Source organism: Streptomyces erythrochromogenes (assembly GCF_036170895.1).
GTDB lineage: Bacteria > Actinomycetota > Actinomycetes > Streptomycetales > Streptomycetaceae > Streptomyces > Streptomyces erythrochromogenes.
Genome location: NZ_CP108036.1, coordinates 125195 through 144196, shown reverse-complemented (window position 1 = coordinate 144196; position 19002 = coordinate 125195). Strand labels below are relative to the sequence as shown.

At 75.4% G+C, this 19002-nt stretch carries 18 protein-coding genes; 7 read left to right on the top strand and 11 right to left on the bottom strand.

Going from position 1 to position 19002, the window contains the following annotated elements:
* Positions 1-267 precede the first annotated feature (267 nt).
* The 6 genes from OHA91_RS00615 to OHA91_RS00590 form a co-directional block, all read right to left on the bottom strand.
* Positions 268-1068 (bottom strand): dioxygenase family protein, encoded by an 801-nt coding sequence (locus OHA91_RS00615; protein WP_328738268.1) that lies wholly within the window; start codon positions 1066-1068, stop codon positions 268-270.
* Between the two features lie 151 nt (positions 1069-1219).
* Positions 1220-1519 carry a hypothetical protein gene (locus OHA91_RS00610; RefSeq protein ID WP_266505882.1) on the bottom strand — a complete coding sequence of 100 codons (300 nt, stop codon included), beginning with the start codon at positions 1517-1519 and terminating at the stop codon, positions 1220-1222.
* Between the two features lie 64 nt (positions 1520-1583).
* Positions 1584-1757: a hypothetical protein gene (locus tag OHA91_RS00605; RefSeq protein ID WP_158714920.1), complete on the bottom strand. Its 174-nt coding sequence runs from the start codon at positions 1755-1757 to the stop codon at positions 1584-1586.
* Positions 1758-2257: 500 nt separating this feature from the next.
* Positions 2258-2803: a stress protein gene (locus OHA91_RS00600; RefSeq protein WP_328738267.1), complete on the bottom strand. Its 546-nt coding sequence runs from the start codon at positions 2801-2803 to the stop codon at positions 2258-2260.
* A gap of 231 nt (positions 2804-3034) precedes the next feature.
* Entirely contained in the window at positions 3035-3559 is a 525-nt protein-coding gene (locus OHA91_RS00595; protein ID WP_276567047.1) for a stress protein, read from the bottom strand.
* A gap of 347 nt (positions 3560-3906) precedes the next feature.
* A complete protein-coding gene (locus OHA91_RS00590) occupies positions 3907-4104 on the bottom strand; it encodes a hypothetical protein (protein ID WP_266505876.1) in 198 nt (65 codons plus the stop codon).
* 387 nt (positions 4105-4491) lie between these two features.
* On the opposite strand from OHA91_RS00590, the gene OHA91_RS00585 reads away from it, so the two are divergent.
* The 6 genes from OHA91_RS00585 (at position 4492) to OHA91_RS00560 (ending at position 11877) form a co-directional block, all read left to right on the top strand.
* A complete protein-coding gene (locus tag OHA91_RS00585) occupies positions 4492-5946 on the top strand; it encodes a hypothetical protein (RefSeq protein WP_328738266.1) in 1455 nt (484 codons plus the stop codon).
* 286 nt (positions 5947-6232) lie between these two features.
* Positions 6233-7318 (top strand): sugar ABC transporter substrate-binding protein, encoded by a 1086-nt coding sequence (locus tag OHA91_RS00580; protein ID WP_328741037.1) that lies wholly within the window; start codon positions 6233-6235, stop codon positions 7316-7318.
* Between the two features lie 936 nt (positions 7319-8254).
* Positions 8255-8692 carry a hypothetical protein gene (locus OHA91_RS00575; RefSeq protein ID WP_328738265.1) on the top strand — a complete coding sequence of 146 codons (438 nt, stop codon included), beginning with the start codon at positions 8255-8257 and terminating at the stop codon, positions 8690-8692.
* Between the two features lie 378 nt (positions 8693-9070).
* Positions 9071-10123 carry a PIG-L family deacetylase gene (locus OHA91_RS00570; protein ID WP_328738264.1) on the top strand — a complete coding sequence of 351 codons (1053 nt, stop codon included), beginning with the start codon at positions 9071-9073 and terminating at the stop codon, positions 10121-10123.
* Positions 10120-11220 carry a hypothetical protein gene (locus OHA91_RS00565; protein WP_328738263.1) on the top strand — a complete coding sequence of 367 codons (1101 nt, stop codon included), beginning with the start codon at positions 10120-10122 and terminating at the stop codon, positions 11218-11220. The genes OHA91_RS00570 and OHA91_RS00565 overlap by 4 nt, the downstream gene beginning before the upstream one ends.
* A gap of 78 nt (positions 11221-11298) precedes the next feature.
* Positions 11299-11877 carry a hypothetical protein gene (locus OHA91_RS00560; RefSeq protein WP_328738262.1) on the top strand — a complete coding sequence of 193 codons (579 nt, stop codon included), beginning with the start codon at positions 11299-11301 and terminating at the stop codon, positions 11875-11877.
* 176 nt (positions 11878-12053) lie between these two features.
* On the opposite strand, the gene OHA91_RS00555 is transcribed toward OHA91_RS00560, so the two are convergent.
* Complete coding sequence (locus tag OHA91_RS00555; protein WP_051893515.1) at positions 12054-13442, bottom strand: glycoside hydrolase family 15 protein; 1389 nt, start codon at positions 13440-13442, stop codon at positions 12054-12056.
* A 316-nt stretch (positions 13443-13758) separates the two neighbouring features.
* On the opposite strand from OHA91_RS00555, the gene OHA91_RS00550 reads away from it, so the two are divergent.
* Complete coding sequence (locus OHA91_RS00550) at positions 13759-15306, top strand: DUF6056 family protein (RefSeq protein WP_328738261.1); 1548 nt, start codon at positions 13759-13761, stop codon at positions 15304-15306.
* A gap of 509 nt (positions 15307-15815) precedes the next feature.
* Here the strand turns inward: OHA91_RS00550 and OHA91_RS00545 are convergent.
* From OHA91_RS00545 to OHA91_RS00530, 4 genes are all read right to left on the bottom strand, one after another.
* Positions 15816-16367 (bottom strand): GNAT family N-acetyltransferase, encoded by a 552-nt coding sequence (locus OHA91_RS00545; RefSeq protein WP_381628381.1) that lies wholly within the window; start codon positions 16365-16367, stop codon positions 15816-15818.
* 105 nt (positions 16368-16472) lie between these two features.
* Entirely contained in the window at positions 16473-16685 is a 213-nt protein-coding gene (locus OHA91_RS00540) for a hypothetical protein (protein WP_328738260.1), read from the bottom strand.
* A 247-nt stretch (positions 16686-16932) separates the two neighbouring features.
* The gene (locus tag OHA91_RS00535; RefSeq protein ID WP_031155608.1) at positions 16933-17415 is read right to left on the bottom strand and encodes a lamin tail domain-containing protein; all 483 of its coding nucleotides are present in this window, start codon (positions 17413-17415) and stop codon (positions 16933-16935) included.
* Between the two features lie 438 nt (positions 17416-17853).
* On the bottom strand, positions 17854-18840 hold the full coding sequence (locus OHA91_RS00530) for an MsnO8 family LLM class oxidoreductase (RefSeq protein ID WP_031154753.1): 987 nt from the start codon (positions 18838-18840) through the stop codon (positions 17854-17856).
* Positions 18841-19002 lie beyond the last annotated feature (162 nt).

Below are 19002 nucleotides of genomic sequence, written 5' to 3'. Positions count from 1 at the left end.
TCGCCCATCCGTCGCGCCCGGCGGCGCTGCGGCCATGCCCAGCTTCTCCGATTCGGGCGCACCCCGCACCCGCTGGCAGCGTCCCGCACCCCGCAGTCGTGCCTGACCTGCGAATATGCGACGCCTGCCGGCCCGGGCCGGCGGTTCGGGCCGCCGGTGTCCGGGCTGTTGCGGTGGTTGGGCTGCTCCGGTTCGGGTTGCCGGGTGTCGGGCTGCTCCGGTTCGGGTTGCCGGGTGTCGGGTTGCCGGGGGTGGGGTTGTTCGGGGTCAGGTGATGCCGATGGTGTAGGCGGCGTGGTAGCCGTTGCCGTCGGGGGTGAGGGCCAGGGTCATGGTTTCTCCTGCGGCCCGGTAGCGGCTGTCGCGCCGGTTGGGGTGTGCGGGTGCGGTGCGGCGGGCGTAGGGCTGGCGTGTGTAGACCTGGGTCAGGAGGTCCTCGGGGAAGAAGAACTGCGAGGTCGTCTCGGTGCGGGTGTCGGGGCGGACCTTGAAGTGGATGTGCGGGGCCAGTCCGGCGTACCAGCCGGGCACGATCGTGTGGAACACGCAGCGTCCGGTGCGGTCGGTGATCTGGGTGCCGCGCAGGAAGGTGTCCTTGCCGGTGGAGTAGTCGCCGTCGGCGTCGGCGTGCCACACCTCGACGCCGGCGGCCGCGAGCGGCCGGCAGCCGTCGGGGACCCGTACCACCGTCAGGTCCAGTCGCAGCGGTACCCCGCCGCGGCCCTGGGTGATGTCGGAGCGGACCAGGTCCAGATCCAGGTAGTACGGTCCCGCGCCCGCCCCGACGGCGAGGACGCAGGCCGGGGCCGCGGCCCTCGACGCTCCCGACGGGGTCGGTGAGGGGGGCCGGGGCGGGGAGGCGGACGGCACTCCCGCCGCACCCCGCGTCCCGGCCGGGGCGGCGCACGCCGCGCTCAGGACGGCGGCGGCCCCGGCCGAGCCGGCGGCCAGCAGCAGGGCACGACGGCTGGTCGGCGAGGAGACCGCACCGCCGCCGCCGGAGCGGGCCTCGGTGCCGCTGCCGCTGCCGCTGCCCGTGCTGGTGCTGGTGTCGTTGTTCTCGGCCATGCGAACCCCTCACACGCCCCGGATGCCGCCTGCGCGCGGGGCGGACGGCTGGACCCGCGCCCCACCGTGCCGGACGCCGCCCTCCCTGCCCGGCACCGACACACCCCCGTCCACCCACCGGCTCCCCACCCCACCCCGCCCCCTGCCCTTGTCATGCCGACCCGGAGGCGGGGCGGGGCGTCGCGGCCGGCCGGCCGGCCGGTTGGTTGAGGTGGTCGGCGAGGAGTTCGGCGAAGGCCTGCGGGGTCAGGACCGTGACGCCGAGTTCCGCCGCTTCGGCGGCCTTCGAGTTCGGTTTGGCGTTCGCCGCCGGTGTGCAGAGCGGTTGGCTGGTCTGGGAGTTGACGCTGCTTCCCGCCTTCCCGCCTTCCCGTCGGCGGGCCCGTTCGATCGGTGCGTTCGTCTGCGTACGCCCCGGTTCCTCCGGCGGGCCGTTCATCCTGCCGCTCACCACGAGCGTCCGGCCCGCCGACGGCCCCTCTCATCGACGCCGGCCGCCCGCTGCTGCGGCTCGCTCAGGTTCCCCCGGCCGTGGCCGGGGTGTCGATGACCGGGGCGGGCAGTGCGAGCCGCTCGGCGATGACCGGCGCCTTCTCCCCGCCGGTCCCCTCGACCTCGCGCATCGCTGCCGCGTCCGCCGCCCGCACCGCCGTCATCGTCCGCACATGCGCGGCGGTACGAGGGGACATGCTGCGCCAGGTCCCGAGCATGCCCGGCGCGCACAGCACCCGGCTGAGCGGCCGGGCCCCGGCTGCCGCGCCGAAGACGTTGTCGAGGCTGAGGCGGCGGCGGGTGGGTGCGGTGTCACCGGCCGGCGCGGCCCTGTTCGCGGCCTGTCCGGTGGGGGAGTCGGGGGCGGCCCGGCCGGGTGCTCCGCCTCCCGGGCCGGCGCCGAACGGCGCAGCAGGTCGTGGGAGGCGTCGTGGTCCGGCGGGCTGTTGCCGCCGCCGTAGTGCCCGCCGGAGGCGTGCGCTGCAGCCGCCCCGGGGCCGCGGGTGTACCCGGCACGGCCGGGCAAGGCTGGAGCGCGCCTTGTCGGCGTGCGGGACCGTCCTGGCGGCGAGGCCTCTCCCGGGGCACTGGCAACGCCCCGCCGGGCACGCCCGGCGGCCCCCTCCGGTGTCCGTGGACGAAAGCCGGAAGGGGCCGCCGGTGGGCCTCGCGGGTGCGGGTGTTACCTCGCGGGTGTTTACCAGGAGCGGTTGAACTTCACGTGGCCGCCGTTGCGCTCGTACCAGCCGACGAAGCCCCAGTTGATCCAGCCGCCGTCGCCCTGGTTGGTGAACTGCCCGGACTCGAACACCCACAGGCCGTAGTGGATGTTGCCCCACTGGACGTTGGCGTAGACGCGGGTGCCCTGGAACTGGTCGTTGTAGTTCTGGCTGAGGTTGAACAGCATGACGTTGTGCCGGCTGCCGGCGGCCTTGAACGCCTTGTCGATGGCTTCCTGCACGAAGGTGCCGCGGTCGTCGGTCTTGATGCCGCGCAGGGCGTCGGCGATGGCCTTGCCGCTGCCGAGCTGGTCCATGGAGACGTTGACGCTCACGCTCTTGTCGGCGGCGGCCGCGGCGTCGGGTTCGGACGCGGCGGGGGAGGAGACGGCCGGGGAGGCGGGAGCGGAGACGGCGGCGGGGGCCGGGGCGGGCTGCCCGGCGGCCTGGGCCGGGAGCGCGGCCGCCCCGGTCAGGGTGAGCGCGGTCAGGGCGATCGTGGCGAGCGTGGTGTTGCGGCGCATGGCGATGAAGTCCTGTTCTACGGGGACGTGGATGGGGACAGGGGTGGGAACGGGGACGGGGCGGGGTGGGGACGGGCTCGGGGGAGTGGCGCAGGGGGCAGGGGGGGCAGAGACCGCGGCAGCGAGCAGCGAGCAGCGAGCAGCGAGCGGCGAGCGGGGGCCGCGGCCGGGGCCGAGAGCGGGCCGGAGCGGGAGCGGGGCCGGGTCGGGAGCGGGGCCGGGGGTGGCGGATTACCAGGAGCGGCGGAAGTTCACGTGGCCGCCGTCGCGGTCGAACCAGCCGCGGAAGGCCCAGTTGATCCAGCCGCCGTCGCCGTGGTTGGTGAACTGGCCCGACTCGAAGACCAGTACCCGGTAGGTGCCGTGGATGCCGCTGACCTTGGCGTCGTAGACCACGCCGTGCAGGTTGGGGGTGTAGTGGTTGGCATTGTTGATGACCATCACGTTGTAGCGCTGGCCGGACTCGTAGAAGGCCCCCTCCATCAGGGACTTCACGTAGCCGGAGCGGTTCTGCTTGCGCTCGATGGCCTCGGTGACGATGTTGAAGATCTTCTGGGTGATGTCGAGGACCGCGGAGGCGACGTCGACCCTCCCCGCGAGGGCGCCCGCCTCGCCCGGGGCGACGCCCGAGGCGGCGGCCGGGGCGGCCGGGGCGGGCGCCGGGGCGGCGTAGGAGGCGGCGGAGGGCAGCAGGACCCCCGCGGCGGCGACCGAGCTGACGATCATGACGGCGACACGCTTGCGGCTGATACGCATATCTTTTCTCCTCAAAGGGATGTAGCGGACATTCGGTGGTCGTGAGGGGCCGGCGGGCCGCCAGAGGCCGCGCGCAGGCCCGGAGTGGCCGGAGTGGGCCCGAAGTGGGCTCGGAGTGGGCTGTGGGCGGTCCGGGAGCGGGCCGTGAGGCGAATGCCGGACTGTGAATGCTGTGCCACCGGAACAGGATTTCCGGGGCGTGCGGCCGGCGCTGCCGGCCCATGGCCGGAAAGGAAAGGATCGGGCCTATTTCAGGCCGAACCCATTCGGCCGACTCCTCTCCCGCCCCGGATTGCTGATTTACTGAAAGCGCTCTCGGCCATCGGGGGCGGGGAAGGGTTTTTCCGTCACCAGGAAGTGGTGAGATGGGCGGCCGCGTCGTTGTGCGGCGCGCTCCCGCCGCCGGTGCGGCGGGGGGCCCGCGAGGGGGAGGGGTCGGTGATCCGCCGGTGCAGCAGGACGGCCAGGCATCCGGCGCAGAGCAGCGAGAGGGCCTGCCACCAGGGAAGACCGGCTTCCCTGCGGCCTGGAGGGGGGTTCGGCATCGGGTTCTTCCAGTGACTTTCGCGCGAGGGTGGAACCTGGTGGCGCCCGATCGGCTCTAGAGGGCCGGAGGGCAGTGGCTTGCGGGGTTGGTCCACTCGGTGTCCCCCGGACGGCCGTCGCACGGGGCGGCGGTCCGTGCGGAAGCCGGACCGGATCCGAAGTCCGGCGCCCCGCCGGAAACGATGCTGCCCGCAATACCCACGGCCAGCGCCGCCGTGCAAAGGAACCGAGTGAACTTCATGCTGTTCTCCTGAGAAAGTGAATTCCGATCTGATTCCTGCCGGGTCTTTCTTTCCGGTGACTCAAGAATCTCCGGCCCGGAACTCGGGGTCCAGCGGGCACGGGCCTCAGCAAGGTGCGTGGCACGAAAGGGAGGGGTGCAAAAAATGGACAGAACCATAAATACCGGGGCATCTGCAGAGGTGCCGGGAGCGTTACCGCCCCCGCCGACCCCCGACCCGGCTGCGGCCCCCTACTCGGATCCGTACCCCGACCCCGACCCGGCCCCGGCTGCGGTCCCGGCCCCGGACCCGAACGCGGCTGCGGTCGCGGACCCGCACCCCGACCCGGCTGCGGTCCCATACCCCGACCCGGCTACGGCTGCGGCTCCGCACCCGGACCCAGCTCCGGCCCCGACTGCGGTCCCCGACCCGGCCCCCGCCCCGGCTGCGCCCCCGTACTCGAATGCGGCTTCAGCCCCGGACCCCGCTGCGGACCCGGCGTACCCCGACCCGGCCCAGGCCAAGGCTGCGGCTGCGTACCCGGACCCCGCTCCGGCCCCGGCGTACCCCGACCCGGCCCCCGACCCGGCCCCGGCCCCGGCGGACACCGCGGAGCTCGGCCCGACGGCGATCAGGCTCTACACCCGCCTGCTGGAGGGCGGCCCCCAGCCGACCACCGCCCTGGCCGCCGCACTCGGCCTCGCCGAGGAACACACCGAGCGCGCCGCCGCCGAACTGGTCCGCCACCGCCTCCTGGCCCGCGACCCCGACGGCACACGCGCCCGGTGGCGGGCCGTCAGCCCCTACACCGCCGCCGCCGAACTGGTGGGGCCGGAGGAGAACCGGCTGCGCCGCCGCCTGGAGACCCTGGAACGCACCCGCGCCCGGCTCAGCTCGCTGATCCCCCTGTACGAGGAGACCTACCGCCGCGGCGCCGACTCCGGCGCCGTCGAGGTGGTCGAGTCCCGCGACCGCGTCATGCTCCTCATCGCCGACACCGCGGCCCGCTGCACCGAGGAGGTCCTCACCGTCCAGCCCGGCGGCGGCCGCCCGCCCGGCTACCTGGAGCGCGCGCTTCCGCGGGACCTGGAGATGCTCGGCCGCGGAGTGCGCCTGCACACCCTCTACCAGCACACCGCCCGCTACAGCCCGGGCACCCAGGAGTACGTACAGGCCGTCAGCGCCGCCGGCGCCGAGGTCCGCACCCTGGGCGAACTCTTCGGCAAGATGCTGGTCTTCGACCGCGCCACGGCTTTCCTCCCGGTATGGGACAACCCCGACGCGGCCGTCGTACTGCGCGAACCCTCCGCCGTCGCCTTCCTGTGCTCGGTCTTCGCCAACGCCTGGAGCCTGGCCGAGCCCTTCTCCGCCTCCTACACCGCGACCACCTCGGCCCAGCTCCAGGACACGATCGCCGGCCGGCTCGCCGGCGGCGCCAAGGACGAGCTCATCGCCCGCCGGCTCGGCATGTCCCTGCGGACCTGCCGGCGCCACATCGCCGAGCTGATGGACGAACTGGGCGCCGAGAGCCGCTTCCAGGCCGGATACCTCCTCGCCCTGCGCTCGGCGTCCGCCGCCCCGCCCGCCGAGGACCCCCACCGCGCCACGACCGCCCCCTGAAACCCCGCCCCTGAAACCCCGCCCGAAACCCCGCTCTGAAACCCCTCGCGCCACATCTCGAACACCCACCCACCCCCCACCCTTCAGGAGTTGATGCCACACCAGCAGCCGGACCCCCACCGGCGGAGGAAACCCCTGACCGGACCAGGTGGGGCAACACCATGACAGCGTTGCCATCTCGTTAAGGATTCACTTCTTGACGGCAGCGGTGCGGGCACGTTGACTGCGTCCACCTCGGCCGTACACATACGGCCCCGTCAGGGAGGCTCACCTCGTGAACGCGTACCTGGGGCGTGCCCCCGTTGCTCTTGCCGTCGCGGCGCTCGCCGTCACGCTCACCGCCTGCGGCACCACCGAAGCCGGCAGCGCCGGCAGCGGCGGCGACGGCGCGGTCAGGATCGGCCTGCTGCTCCCCGAGAACGAGACCGCGCGGTACGAGAAGTTCGACAAGCCGCTGATGGAGAAGAAGGTCGCCCTGCTGACCCTCGGCAAGGGCAAGGTGCTCTACGCCAACGCGGGGGGCGACGCGGTCAGACAGAGCGCCCAGGCCGACGCGATGATCAAGGACAAGGTGGACGTCCTGGTCATCGACGCGGTGGACTCCAAGGCCATCGCCGGCGCGGTGACGAAGGCCAAGGAGGCGGGCATAGCGGTGGTCGCCTACGACCGCCTGGCCGAGGGCCCGATCGACGCCTACACCTCCTTCGACAACGAGGACGTCGGCCGCGTCCAGGGCAAGGCCCTGCTGGAGGCCCTGGGCGACAAGGCCCGCAACGGCAAGATCGTCATGATGAACGGCGCGGTCACCGACCCCAACGCCGCCAGCTTCAAGACCGGTGCCCGCTCCGTCCTGGACGGCAAGGTGAACGTCGGCAAGGAGTACGACACCGTCGAGTGGAAGCCGGAGAACGCCAACACCAACATGGCGGCCGCGCTCTCCGCGCTCGGCAAGGACAAGGTCGTCGGCGTCTACTCCGCCAACGACGGCATGGCCGGCGGCATCATCTCCGCCCTCAAGGCCGCCGGCGTCTCCCCGCTGCCCCCGGTCACCGGCCAGGACGCCGAACTCGCCGGCGTGCGGCGCATCGTGGCGGGCGAGCAGTACATGACCGTGTACAAGCCCTACGCCCGCGAGGCCGAGGCCGCCGCCGAACTCGCCGTCCTCCTCGCCCAGGGCGAGAAGATCGACGGGATCATCAACCAGGTGGTCAGCAGCCCGACCACCAAGCGCATCCCGGCCGTCCTCATCCCCGGCATGTCGGTGACCCGCGACAACATCCGCAGCACCGTGGTCCTCGACGGCGTCTACACCATCGACGAGATCTGCACCGACGCCCTCAAGGCCGCATGCCAGGAGACCGGCCTGAAGTAGCACCCGCGGCGGCGCGGACCCGCAAAGGGCCCCCGCCGCCCCCCCGCAGCGCCCGTACGTCCGCACGCTCGCGTGGCGGGATGAACACACGGGCTTGCCACCGCCGTTCGGGGAGGCGCTGCGGGCCGGGCCGGGCCGGGGCGCCGGGCGCCCCCGCCGGCCGGCAGCCCCCGCTCGCGCGTGTGGCGCACCGCGCCGGTCCAGCGGATCGCCCCACCCCCGGTCCCGGCTGCGGAGCCGATGCCGCGTACGCCCGCGAGGTGGCCCCGCCGACCCGGGGGAGCGGCTCCTGCTGACGGAGCATCCGAAGCACCGGCGCCCGGCCCCCGACCGGACCGCCGGCCACCCGGCCGCACGGAACGCCGACGTGCGTCCCCGCCGACAGGCCCGGACGCGACGGACACCGCAGCCTTCCTCGCCCCGGCCCCTGGGCGCCCCCGCCTCCGACACGGCCGGGCGGCCGGGCACCGGGCCACGTCCTGCTCCACGGAGCCCCCCCCCCGCAAATCAGGTACGCAGGCTTCGAGTGCTCCGTCGGGCGGCTGCCCCGGCAGCCACCCCGACGGAGCCGGCCCACCTGCGCATCGGCTTCCCCGCCTGCCGGTGCGTCACCGCACCGCCCGAAGCCCGGCTGCGGCGGACGGAGCGCGCCCGCCGCGCCCCATGGCGCGCGGGACCGGCACCGGCCTCCCCGGCGGGCTACCGCGCGGCGGACGCACCGTTCCGGCGGGCCCGCCACAACGCCCGCCCGCCACCCGGCCCCGGGCCGTGCGCCGGCCACCCGGCCCCGGGCCGTGCGCCGGCCACCCGGCCCCGGGCCGTGCGCCCGGGACCGGGCGCGGGGCAACGCGGCCGCCCGCCGGCGCCCGGTCCGCCGCCCTGGGACTGTCACTGCGGTCGCCCGTCGGCGCCTGGCCCGCCCGCCCCGGGACGTCAGTGCGACGCCCGTCGGCGCCCGCCCACCCCGGGACCGTCACCGCGGCCGCCCGCCGGCGCCCGGTCCGCCGCCCCGGGACTGTCACTGCGGCCGCCCGCCCGCCCGAACCACCGCGCCCCGGGACCGTCACCGCGGCCGCCCGCCCCGGGACCGTCACCGCGGCCGCCCGCCCCGGGACCGTCACTGCGACGCCCGCTCCGGGACCGGACGCGGGGCACCGCGGCCGCCCGCCGGCGCCCGATCTGCCGCCCCGGGACCGTTACCGCGGCCGCCCGCCGGCGCTGGCCGCCCGCCCCGGGGCGGTCACCGCGGCGCCCGCCCGGCCCGAACCACCGCGCCCCGGCCCGGGCGGTGTGAGCGACCTCACCGCCGCCACGCCCGACCGCATCCCCACCCGCCGGCCCGCCCTCCGCCCCCTCCCGGCCGAGCACCCGTAGAAGAAACCCGCAGGAACCCGCAAATCCCGGTAAAAGCCCAGCAGAAGCCCGCGAAAACCCTCCCACCCGGAACCCCGCACACCGCCCCCGCAGTCCCGCGGCCCCCGCGCACGCCCCGCCCGCCCGGAACGCCCCGGGAGTGACGCACACCACGCCGCCCCCACCCCGCCTCCCACCCAACCAGTGCCAAATATGGACAAGCTGCCCATATGTTGCATTCAACTGGTTTGTTTCCATATGCCGCTTGATGGTGTGTCAGCAGAAAACACGCGGGGCATAATCGGCCCCGGTCGTCTCCGGAAGTGCTGGAGCCATCGGGGCACCGACTCCGCCCTTCGGCGCACACCCGCACCGGACCGACCCCCAAGGCGCCCGCAGATGTCCCTGGCCAGCCGCACCCGCACCGCGGCCCTGCTCGCCGCACTCACCGCCGGCGCCGCCGGGATCACCACCTGGGCCTACGGATACACCACCGCCCCCCGCCCCGCAGCCCCCCAGGCCCCCCTGCGCCCCAGCGTGACCCAGGGCACGGTCCTCCAGGTCGTCGCGCACCCCGACGACGACCTCTTCTTCATGAACCCCGACCTGAGTCGCTCCATATCCACCGGCGTCAAGGTCACCACCGTCTACCTGACCGCCGGCGAGTCCGACGGCAGGAACGAAGCCCACAGCCCCCACCTGCAGGACCCCACCCGCCCCGCCGACCACGCCGCCTACGCCGAAGCCCGCCAGAACGGCATACGCGCCGCCTACGCCGAGATGGCCACCGGCCGGCGCACCAGCGCCTGGCAGCGCACCTCCATACCCACCACCGGCGGCGGCAGCGCCGAGGTCGACGTCCTCCTCGCCCGCCCCGAGGTCAACCTGGTGTGGATGCAGATGCGCGAAGCCCGCAGCATCTCCGGCGACAACCCCGACAGCCTGCGCGGCCTGTGGGACGGCAAGGTCCCCGCCCTCGGCTCCCAGCTCGCCTCCGGCACACCCGTCGCCTCCCCCTTCTCCTACACCAAGGAGCAGGCCGTCCAGGCCATCGCGAACGTCTTCGCGCTCTACAAACCCACCACCATCCGCACCCAGGACCCCACCCCCGGCCGCACCCGGCCCGCCGGCGCCTTCCTCGACCACCAGGACCACATGTACGGGGCCCGCTTCGTGCAGGCGGCCACCGAACGCTACGCCGCCTCCGCCGACCGCCCGCACTTCTCGGTCCAGAACTACGTGAGCTACCCCAACAGCTCCCTGCCCCCACCCTCGACGCGAAGGCCGCCGAGGAGAAACTCGGCTACCTCAAGACCTACGCCTGGAGCGACCACCAGGACTGGTGCGGCAGCCCCGCCGGCTGCGGCGACCGCAAGACCGCGACCCGGCCCACCGGCGCCGGATGGAACCAGACCATCCGCTACAGCCGCGGCGAGAGCACCACCTGGATGACCCAAGGCACCCCCGGCCGGCTCTACGCCTTCGCCGCCCTCGACGGCCAGATGGCCTACTGGACCCGCCCCACCCCCGCCGCCGACTGGCAGGGCCCCCGCTTCCTGCCCGCCACCGCCCCCGGCACCACCATCGACGCCGGCGCGTCCACCGCCCGCCTCCCCGACGGCCGCATCGCCGTCCTCGCCACCCGCACCACCCTGGGCACCACCCCCCAGGACTACCGGCGCGAGGCCGTCTACGCCCTCCAAAGCGCCCCCGGCGCCGACTTCGGCCCCTGGCAGAGCCTCGGCACCCCCGACACCGGCGACACCTCCGCCACCACCGCCCTCGGCGCACCGACCGCCACCGCCGACGCCACCGGCCGCATCACCGTCTACGTACGCGACTCCCGGCGCACCCTGCACGCCCGCACCCAGCCCGCCCCCGACACCGCCTTCGGCCCATGGCAGACCCTGGGCGGCACCGGCCTGCAGGGCGACCCGGTCACCGCCACCGACAGCGCCGGACGCCGCCACGTGTACGCGGCCACCGACACCACCGTCCTGGCCTGGACCCAGCCCGCCCCCGGCGCCCCGCTCGCCGGCCCCTTCCCCACCAACCTGCCCGCGACCACCGGCGTGCTCTCCGCGACACCGCAGGACGACGGCGTCCGCCTCTCCTTCCGCCGCCCCTCCGCCGGCACCGTCACCACCACCCTGGCCACCGCCACCGCTGCCGCACCCGGCTTCACCCCGCCCGCCGACGCCGGCGGCGAAGGCGGCTACGGCGCCATCGCCACCGCCGGCCACCTCCTCGCCGGCCGCGCCGCCACCGGCACGGCCGCCGTCACCCTCCCCGGCCGGGCGCCCGCCTGGTCGGAGTCCCAGATGCTCTACACCGGCGCCCCGGCCGCCGTGACCGCACCCGACGGCACCGGCCTGGCCGCCGCCCTCGGCCTGGACGCCGGCCTGCACCTCACCACCACACCCACACCCACCCCCAGCCCCACTCCCGGCGGGCCCGGCGGGTCCGGCGGGCCCGTGCCGTGGCACCGGGCCGTCGCACCCACCGCCCTCGCCCAGGCCGCCCGCCAGGGCTCCGGGTGGCACGGGTGAACACCCCGGGCGACGATGACCACCCCGGCCGCCCCGGCCGCCCCTCCCCGTCCTGACCACCGGCGATCGGGGCCCTTCGTGACCGCTTACCGCACCGCCCGCACCCGCACCCGCACGCGGACGCGTCCGCGGACGAGAACCGTCCGCAGCCTGGCCCTGGCCGTCTGCCTCGCCGCCGCCGCGGCCCTCACCGCCGGCTGCCGTGACGACACCGCCCCGGCCTGGGAGTACCCGCGCCTCGCAGCCACCCTGAACGCCCTCTCCACCGCCCTCGCCCAGGGCTGCGCCACCCCCGACCCCGACCACTGCGCCGCCGGCCTCGACCGCCTCGACACCCTGGCCCGGCGCGCCTTCACCGAAGTCCTCGACCACCGCCTCCTTGACCAGGCCTGCCTCGCAGCGGAGAGCGAGGTACGCCGGGCCAGAACCCTGCGCCTGGCCGCCACCGCCCAGGCCCGAAAACAGGAACAGGCCCAGAAACAGGAACAGGCGCAGGGGCAGGCGCAGGGGCAGGCGCGGCAGGACCCCCGCCACCCGGCCCTGGAACAGGCGCGGCGGGCGGTGGCCGCCGAACAGGCGGCCTACCGCCGCCTGCTGGCCGCCCTGGAGAAGGTCCGCACCGCCCCGCCACCCGGCGCGGCGACCCGGCCCCTCTGACCCGGCCCCTCTGACCCGGCCCGTCTGGCCCGGCCCGTCTGGCCCGGCCCGTCTGGCCCGGCCCGTCTGGCCCGGCCCGTCTGGCCCGGCCCGTCTGGCCCGGCCCGTCTGGCCCGGCCCGTCTGGCCCGGCCCGTCTGGCCCGGCCCGTCTGACCCGGCCCGTCCGATTCCCCGCCTACGGCTGCAGGGGCGGGGCGGACAGCCCGCCGGCCTCGAGCGCCACCAGCGACAGCACCACGATCGAACCCGTCCACGCCAGCGGCGCCACCGACGCCGGCCGGCCGGCCCGGTCCACCTTCTCCGGCAGCTCACCCAGAGCGTTCCGCTTCGACAGCACCCACTGCAGCACCGGCCCCGCCTTCGCCGGCCGGCCCCCCGCCGCCCAGGCCAGCGCGAAGAACGCCGTACTGGGCGTCCACGCCACAGCCCCCCACGGAGCCCCCGGATCGTTGCCCGGAGTCAGCCCCCCGTTGGGCAGCAGCAGCGCCCGGTAGGTGGACTCCAGCGCCGCGGGCACACCGGCGGCCGCCGCGTTGAACGGCGGCGCCATGAACGCCACCGCACTGTCGCGCCCGTGCCGCCCGTCGACGGTCCGCTGGTAGCCGAGCGGGAAGAACCGCTTGGAGATCCCCGCCGACAGCCGCCGCGCCGCCCGCGCCCAACGCACCGCATCCTGCGGCCGGCCCGCCTCCCGTGCCAGGTCCGCCGACGCGTTCAGCCCGGCCAGCAACGGCGCGGCCGTACCGATGTTCGCCGTCGCCGTCATCAGCTCCCAGTAGTCCGGAGAAGCCGGGGGCAACCCGTCCGCCCCCAGGGAGAGCACCGCACGGTCGGCCGCCTTGCGGATCATCGGATACAGGGCCGCCAGCCGCTCCCGCCGCCCCTCCACGGGCGCCACCCGGTACCACTGCCACGCCGCCCACGGCACCCAGCCGTTGGCATCGAGCTGCCACCGCCTGCCGTCCGGCGGCCCCGAACCGTCCAGCTTCGTACGCGCCTCCCAGCTGCCGTCCCCGCGCTGGGTCGCCGCACTGTGCCGCAGGATCCGAAAAGCCTCCTCGTCATGCCCGGTGTGCGCGAACGCGGCACACGCGAAACTCGAATCCCGCGGCCAGGAGTACATCCACCCCGGACTCCACCCCGCCGCCATCGCCCCGTTGGGCCGCAGCAGCGCCCGCATCGCCAGCAGCGCCCGCCCGGCCGCCGCCCGCTCGGCCGCCGACCGGCCCGGGACCCGGCCGGCCGCCAGCCAGGCCCGGCTCTGCCCGATCTGCCGCAGCGCCCGCCCGTCCCCGGCCGCGACCACCACCGACACCGACCGCCCCGAAGGCAGGTACCGCCACCGCCCCGACGCCAGCCGCAGCACATTGCTGCCCTCCACGTACCGGGCACCGGCGGCCAGCGACGCCGAAACCCCCTCGGCGGCACTCGCATTGGACAGCACACCGACGGTGGGAGCGGTCAGCCCCGACAACGGCGCATGACCGCCCGCCCCGCACACGGGAACGGCCGTACTCGTCAACGCCGCCGCAACCACCGCCCAGCAGCCGAGGACACCGGGCATCGCCACTCCCTCCGCCGCATCCGCGCACCCGCGCACCGGGCGCACGAGCGGACCCTGACCCCCACTCATCCTCGAAGACCACCGCCCGCCCCGCCACGGAAGCCCCGCCGCCCGGGTGAGCCGCCCCCCACGCACCCGCCCCGGCAGCCCGCACCGCCCGCCCCCGGCCGCCCGGCCCGCATCCCGCCCCGCCCCGGGATGCCGCACGCGGCGAACCGTGCACATCATGGGTGTTCGCGGGCCGTGCGATCACCACAGCCGGCGGGGCGCACCGGCCGCCCTTGCCCGACGGGCCCCCGCTGCGAAGGGGAGGCCCATGAGCACCATGGCGGCCGAGGGCGAGGAAGAACGCGTGAGCCCCTCCTCCCACACCGGCCCGGAAACCGGCCCCCGCCGACTCCCGCGCACCCTCCTGCCCGCCGCCGCGGCGACCCTCCTCGCCGCCGCCGGAGCCCTCGTCGCCGTCGGATGCTTCCTCGGCCTCTACATCCGCCCCACCTCCGACGACTGGTGCGCCGCCTGGAAAACCCGCGACCTGGGCGTCCTCGGCATCACCGCCGACTTCTACACCACCCAGAACGGCCGCATCGCCAACGCCTTCCTCAGCGGCCTCCTCTACCGCGGCGGACCGGCCGGCACCAAGATCCTCCCCACCCTCATCGCCGTCCTGCTCACCGCCGCCCTGGTCCTGCTGGGCCGCCGCCTCCTGCGCGCCCTCGGCCACACCCCGCCCCTGCTGCTCCTGACCGCCTGCGCCCTGGTCCTCCAGGCACTCCTCTACTTCGCGGGCACCCGCAGCTACCAGGTCCTGCTGTGGGCCCCCGCCACCATCTCCCACACCCTGCCCAGCGTCATCGGCCTGTGGGCACTCCTACTGGCCCTGGCCACCGTCTCCCACCCCCGCCGGGCCGTCCGCACCGCCGGCCTCGCCGGCGCCCTCCTCATCGGCTTCGCCCTCGGCACCCTCAGCGAACCCTTCGCCCTCGTCACCGGCCTCGCCGCCGCCCTGACCGCCGTACTGTGCCTGCCCCGCCTGCGCCTGGCCACCACCTGGCGCCCCTTCACCTGGTGCCTGCTGTGGTGCACCGGCCTCGTGTGCGGCCTCGCCGTCCTCTACACCTCCCCGGGCGCCCGCTGGCGCCGCGCCCAGCAGCCCGAGAAGGAACCGCTGCTCTCCACGGCCGAACTGCGCGCCACCTACGAGGACTGGCTGCACATGTGGGACACCGTCACCGGCCAGTGGGCCTACCTCGCCGCCCCCGCCGCCGGCCTCCTCCTGGGCCTGGCCGCCACCCTCCGCACCCCCCGACCCTCACCCTCACCCCCGCTCCCGGCCTCGGCCCCGCGGTGGACGCGGGCCGCCCTGCTGCTGCTCCCGCTGCCCGTGGTCGTCCTGGGCTCCTTCGCGGTCGCGGCGGGCCTGCGCAGCGGATACGGCCCCACCGGATGGACGTACGCCCGCACCTGGACGAGCTACCTGCTGCCCATGGAACTGGCCCTGTGCGGCTACGGAGCCCTGCTGGGCGCATGGGCCGGCCCCCGCCTCGCCGCCCGCCGCCCCGCCGGCCCGGGCACCCTGGCCGCCTGCGCCACGGCCGCGTTCTGCCTGACGCTCGCCTCGACGGCCTCCCTCGTCCCCGGCCTCCAGCAGCTCACCACCACCACGGTGGCCCGCTCCATCGCCTGGGACGCCCAGAACGCCCGCATCCGCGCCGAGGCGGCGCAAGGCGCCACCAGCGTCGGCTACCGCCCCCTGCCCATCGGCAGCCTCGCCGAACCGTTCTTCACCGCCGACTACAACCGCGACTGGGTCGCCGCCTGCATGTCCCGCTGGTACGGCGTCGACCGCATCCACCGCCGCTGACCCCCCACCCCCGATCCGAAGCCGCCCGGCCGAGCCGACCGCCCGCGACGTCCCCGCGCCCCGAGCCGCCGAGGCCAGCACACCCCGCACGCAATCGCGGCCCGCCGAGTCCCCCGACCGGCCCGGCGGCCGCCCCCCCCGGCCGCTCGCAGGCCGGCCGTCGGACGGCCGAAAGCCCCCTCGCCCGCCACCACGGCGAAACCTCCACACCCTCCGGCACACGGCGGGCCCGACCGGCACCGCCCGCCCCTCCCCGGCCGGGCCTTCACCCGTGCCCGACCGGGGAGGGGCGGGCCGCCCCCCCGCCACGTACCCGGGGAGCACCCGCCGCTCTCCCGGAAGCGCAACCGCCGCTGCCGCGCGCCCGCGCTCCGTCCGGACCCACCGGGCGCGACGCCCGCGGCTTCATCCGGCGCCCCGGGAACCCCACGACGAGCACCCGCCCGCCGCGGCCGGACACCACGGCCCGGGGCCCGGGGACGGTGCGCCCGGGGGCCGGCCCGGCCGTCTCAGCCGGCGGTGGTCCGCCCCGGCCGTACGGGCGGCGGTACGGCGTCGGTCGCCAGCCGTGCGTGCAGTTCGACGTCGTGGCGGACCCCGTCGTACTCGAGCTTGCCGCGCTGGACCCCCTCGACCGCGAAGCCCGCAGCCCGCGCCACCCGGCACGACGCCGGGTTGTTGACCCGGTGGCCCAGCTCCAGCCGGAACAGGCCGGCGTCCTCGAAGGCCCAGGCGGCCACCGCACGGCAGCCGCCCGACGCGACGCCCCGCCCGCGGGCCGCCGCACCCGTCCAGTACGACACCCAGCCCGTCCGGTGACGCCGGTCGACGGCGCCGACCGCCACATTCCCCAGTACCGCGTCCGCACCGTCGACGACCGCGAAGGCGAAAGCCGACCCCGCGTCCCACTGCTCCGCCCGGGCCGCCAGCCACCGCCGCGCCGCCGGCAAGGCCACGATCGGCTCACCGGCCTGCCACGCCATCACCGGATCGGCGAACGCCGCCAGCACCGCCCCGGCGTCCGTCGGAGACCAGCGCCGCAGCCGAAGACCCGGGGACACTTCCAGATGATCACGCACCCGCCGCAGTCTTCCCCAGCCCCGGGACCGACCGCCAGCCCCTACCCACCCGCCCGCCGGGCCCGGCCGCGGCGGGCGGAGGCCGGATCAGGCCTCGCGGTCCATCACCCGGCGGGCCGCCTCGGCCTCCGCCGCGGGCGGAGAGAGCTCGTCGAGGATGTCGAGCTCGTCGTCCGAACCCAGCTCCTCCTCCCACGCGGCCGCCAGCCGCTCCTGCTCCTCGCGCGGCCTGCCCGCCACGGCCTCCCGCCGCTGCGGCTCCAGAGCCGCCAGGAAACGCCCGACCGCGTCCGCCGTCATGCCGTACTCCTACTCGCCGTGGGGAGAGGGACCCGGCCCAGCATCGCGAACCGGGCCCGCACCACCGGCCCGACACGGCACGCCGCCACCCGAATGCACCCGCCCGCACGGCACCCCCCGGCGGGCACAACACGCACACGCACACGCACACGCACGGGTGCGGCGTGCCACGGCCCGCCCGGCCGTGACACGCCGCACCCCCGCGGCCGGCGGTCACCGTCCCCGTCGGGGCGACCGCCGGGCCGGATCAGCCGCGGTGCTGGTGTCCGCGGCGGCCCCAGGACTCGGTGTCGACGACGTTGCCGCGGTTGTCGCGGAGGGTGGCGGTGTCGCGGTCGTTCCAGACCTGCCGGTTGCGGTCCTGGTAGAGGTCGTGGCGGGTGTCGCGGCCCTGTCCGGTGTGGACCTTGACGGCGGAGCGGCCGTCCAGGCGGAAGTCGGGGAAGCGGTAGCGGTTGCCCTGCTGGTCGGTGAGGGTGTAGCCGCGGAGGTTGACGCTGTTCCGGCCGGTGTTCTTGATCTCGACCCATTCGCGGTTGAGGGCGCGGTGGGAGCGGTCGCCGCGGTGGGGGCTGTCGTACTGGACGTCGCCGATGACGAGGGCGGAGTGCCGGCCGCGCTGGTCGCGGCGGTGGTCGTCGGCCGCGGCGGGCAGCGCGGCGGCGCCGACGAGGGTGCCGGCGGCCAGGAGGGCGGCGAGAGCGCGGCGGGTGGCGAGGGAAGCAGACATGGAGGATGGACCCCTTCGACGTCAACGGGCGGCCCCGACCGGCGACATGCACCCGCACCCGCACACCTACGGGTGCGGATGCGTACCGGTCTGGCCTGAAACGGTTCCCGGCGTCTGGCCGAGGAGCCACACTCTGGCCCCCGCCGACACCCGGACACCGCCCACCCACCCCCTGTTTCCCAATCCGGATATGTCCGTAACTCTCCCTTGTAGTGGGCAGCCGTCACACCGGATTGACGCCCAGGCCACGGCAGTTCGCCACCAGCCGGTGGCACGCCTGCACAGCCGCCCTCCCCGCCCGCGGACCCCGGCCCGGCCACGGCCCGCACCACTGCGCCGAACGGGTTCAAGGCCCTGTAACAGCCGCTCCCGCCACCCCTTCGCACGCACCTGCGGAAACGATTCCGGTGTACGAGAAACCGGCCCCCGCAGCCCCGCCTACGGCGCCGTCGCCGCCCCCCAGTACTTCCTGACCAGCTCATACGAAGCGATCCGGTCACCCAGGTCGTAGACGGGCGTGGCCAGCATCAACTCGTCCGCCCCGGCCTCACCGGCCAGCTGCGCGAGCCGCCCCACCACCGCCTCGGGCGCCCCGACCGCCTGCTGCGCACGGAAACCGTCCAGCGCCTGCCGCTCCTGCTCCGTGAAGGGATGGGCGGCCGCCTGCGCGGGCGTGGGGAACGGCGTCTGGCTCAGCCCCTGCAGGAGCCCGGCCTTGACGACGTTCATCGGACCCGCCCGCCACACGGCCTCCTCCTCCGTCGGCGCGCACACCGTCTCCACGCACAGCAGCACCCGGGGCCGCTCGCACCAGCGGGACGGGGCGAACGCCGCCCGGTAACCCTCCACGGCCGCAAGGGTGTTGTCCGGACGGATGTGGTGCGCTATCGCGACCGGCAGCCCGAGCGCCGCGGCGAGAGCGGCCCCCGCGGTACTGGAAGCCAGCAGCCAAGGCTCCGGCAGCGGACCGAGCGCTACCTCCTCCACCAGGAACGACAGGATCGCGGCCACGTCCTGCCGGTACTCCGCGTCCGACGCCGGCCCGGCCCCGCGGCGCAGCGCCCGGGCGATGGCCTCCTCGAAAGTGCCCGGACCGCGGCCGATGCCCAGGTCGATACGGTCCTCGTGCAGGGCGGCCAGCGTCCCGAACTGCTCCGCCAGCGTGATCGGCGCATGGTTGGGGGCCAGCACCCCGCCCGAACCGAGACGGATCACCGAGGTCGAGGCGGCCGCGTGCGCCGTCAGCACGACCGGCGGGAACGCGCCGATCGCGGGGGAGTGGTGATGCTCCGCGTACCAGAGGCGGCGGTAGCCCAGCCTCTCCATTTCCCGGGCGAACGCGGCGGTGTCCCGCAGGGTGTCCACGGCGCGGGTGCCCGTCTGCACCATCGCGACTTCCAGCGCTGAAAGAGGTATGTCGAGCATCCCGTCAGCATAGGGATCACGCGCCCCGACGACGGCCCCCATGATCGTTTTCACGCCACCGCGGACGGACCGGCCCGACAGCTCCATTTCCGGGTAACCCGCATCCGCGAAAACGTCAAGCCCCGAATTCCCGGAACGTGACCGGTGTCGCGGTGGAAGGGC

Coding starts and splice junctions, on each gene's coding strand:
- OHA91_RS00615 (WP_328738268.1), bottom strand. CDS start 1,068: ATGGCCGAGAACAACGACACCAGCACCAGCACGGGCAGCGGCAGCGGC.
- OHA91_RS00605 (WP_158714920.1), bottom strand. CDS start 1,757: ATGTCCCCTCGTACCGCCGCGCATGTGCGGACGATGACGGCGGTGCGG.
- OHA91_RS00600 (WP_328738267.1), bottom strand. CDS start 2,803: ATGCGCCGCAACACCACGCTCGCCACGATCGCCCTGACCGCGCTCACC.
- OHA91_RS00595 (WP_276567047.1), bottom strand. CDS start 3,559: ATGCGTATCAGCCGCAAGCGTGTCGCCGTCATGATCGTCAGCTCGGTC.
- OHA91_RS00590 (WP_266505876.1), bottom strand. CDS start 4,104: ATGCCGAACCCCCCTCCAGGCCGCAGGGAAGCCGGTCTTCCCTGGTGG.
- OHA91_RS00585 (WP_328738266.1), top strand. CDS start 4,492: ATGGACAGAACCATAAATACCGGGGCATCTGCAGAGGTGCCGGGAGCG.
- OHA91_RS00570 (WP_328738264.1), top strand. CDS start 9,071: ATGTCCCTGGCCAGCCGCACCCGCACCGCGGCCCTGCTCGCCGCACTC.
- OHA91_RS00565 (WP_328738263.1), top strand. CDS start 10,120: ATGACCCAAGGCACCCCCGGCCGGCTCTACGCCTTCGCCGCCCTCGAC.
- OHA91_RS00555 (WP_051893515.1), bottom strand. CDS start 13,442: ATGCCCGGTGTCCTCGGCTGCTGGGCGGTGGTTGCGGCGGCGTTGACG.
- OHA91_RS00550 (WP_328738261.1), top strand. CDS start 13,759: ATGAGCACCATGGCGGCCGAGGGCGAGGAAGAACGCGTGAGCCCCTCC.
- OHA91_RS00540 (WP_328738260.1), bottom strand. CDS start 16,685: ATGACGGCGGACGCGGTCGGGCGTTTCCTGGCGGCTCTGGAGCCGCAG.
- OHA91_RS00535 (WP_031155608.1), bottom strand. CDS start 17,415: ATGTCTGCTTCCCTCGCCACCCGCCGCGCTCTCGCCGCCCTCCTGGCC.
- OHA91_RS00530 (WP_031154753.1), bottom strand. CDS start 18,840: ATGCTCGACATACCTCTTTCAGCGCTGGAAGTCGCGATGGTGCAGACG.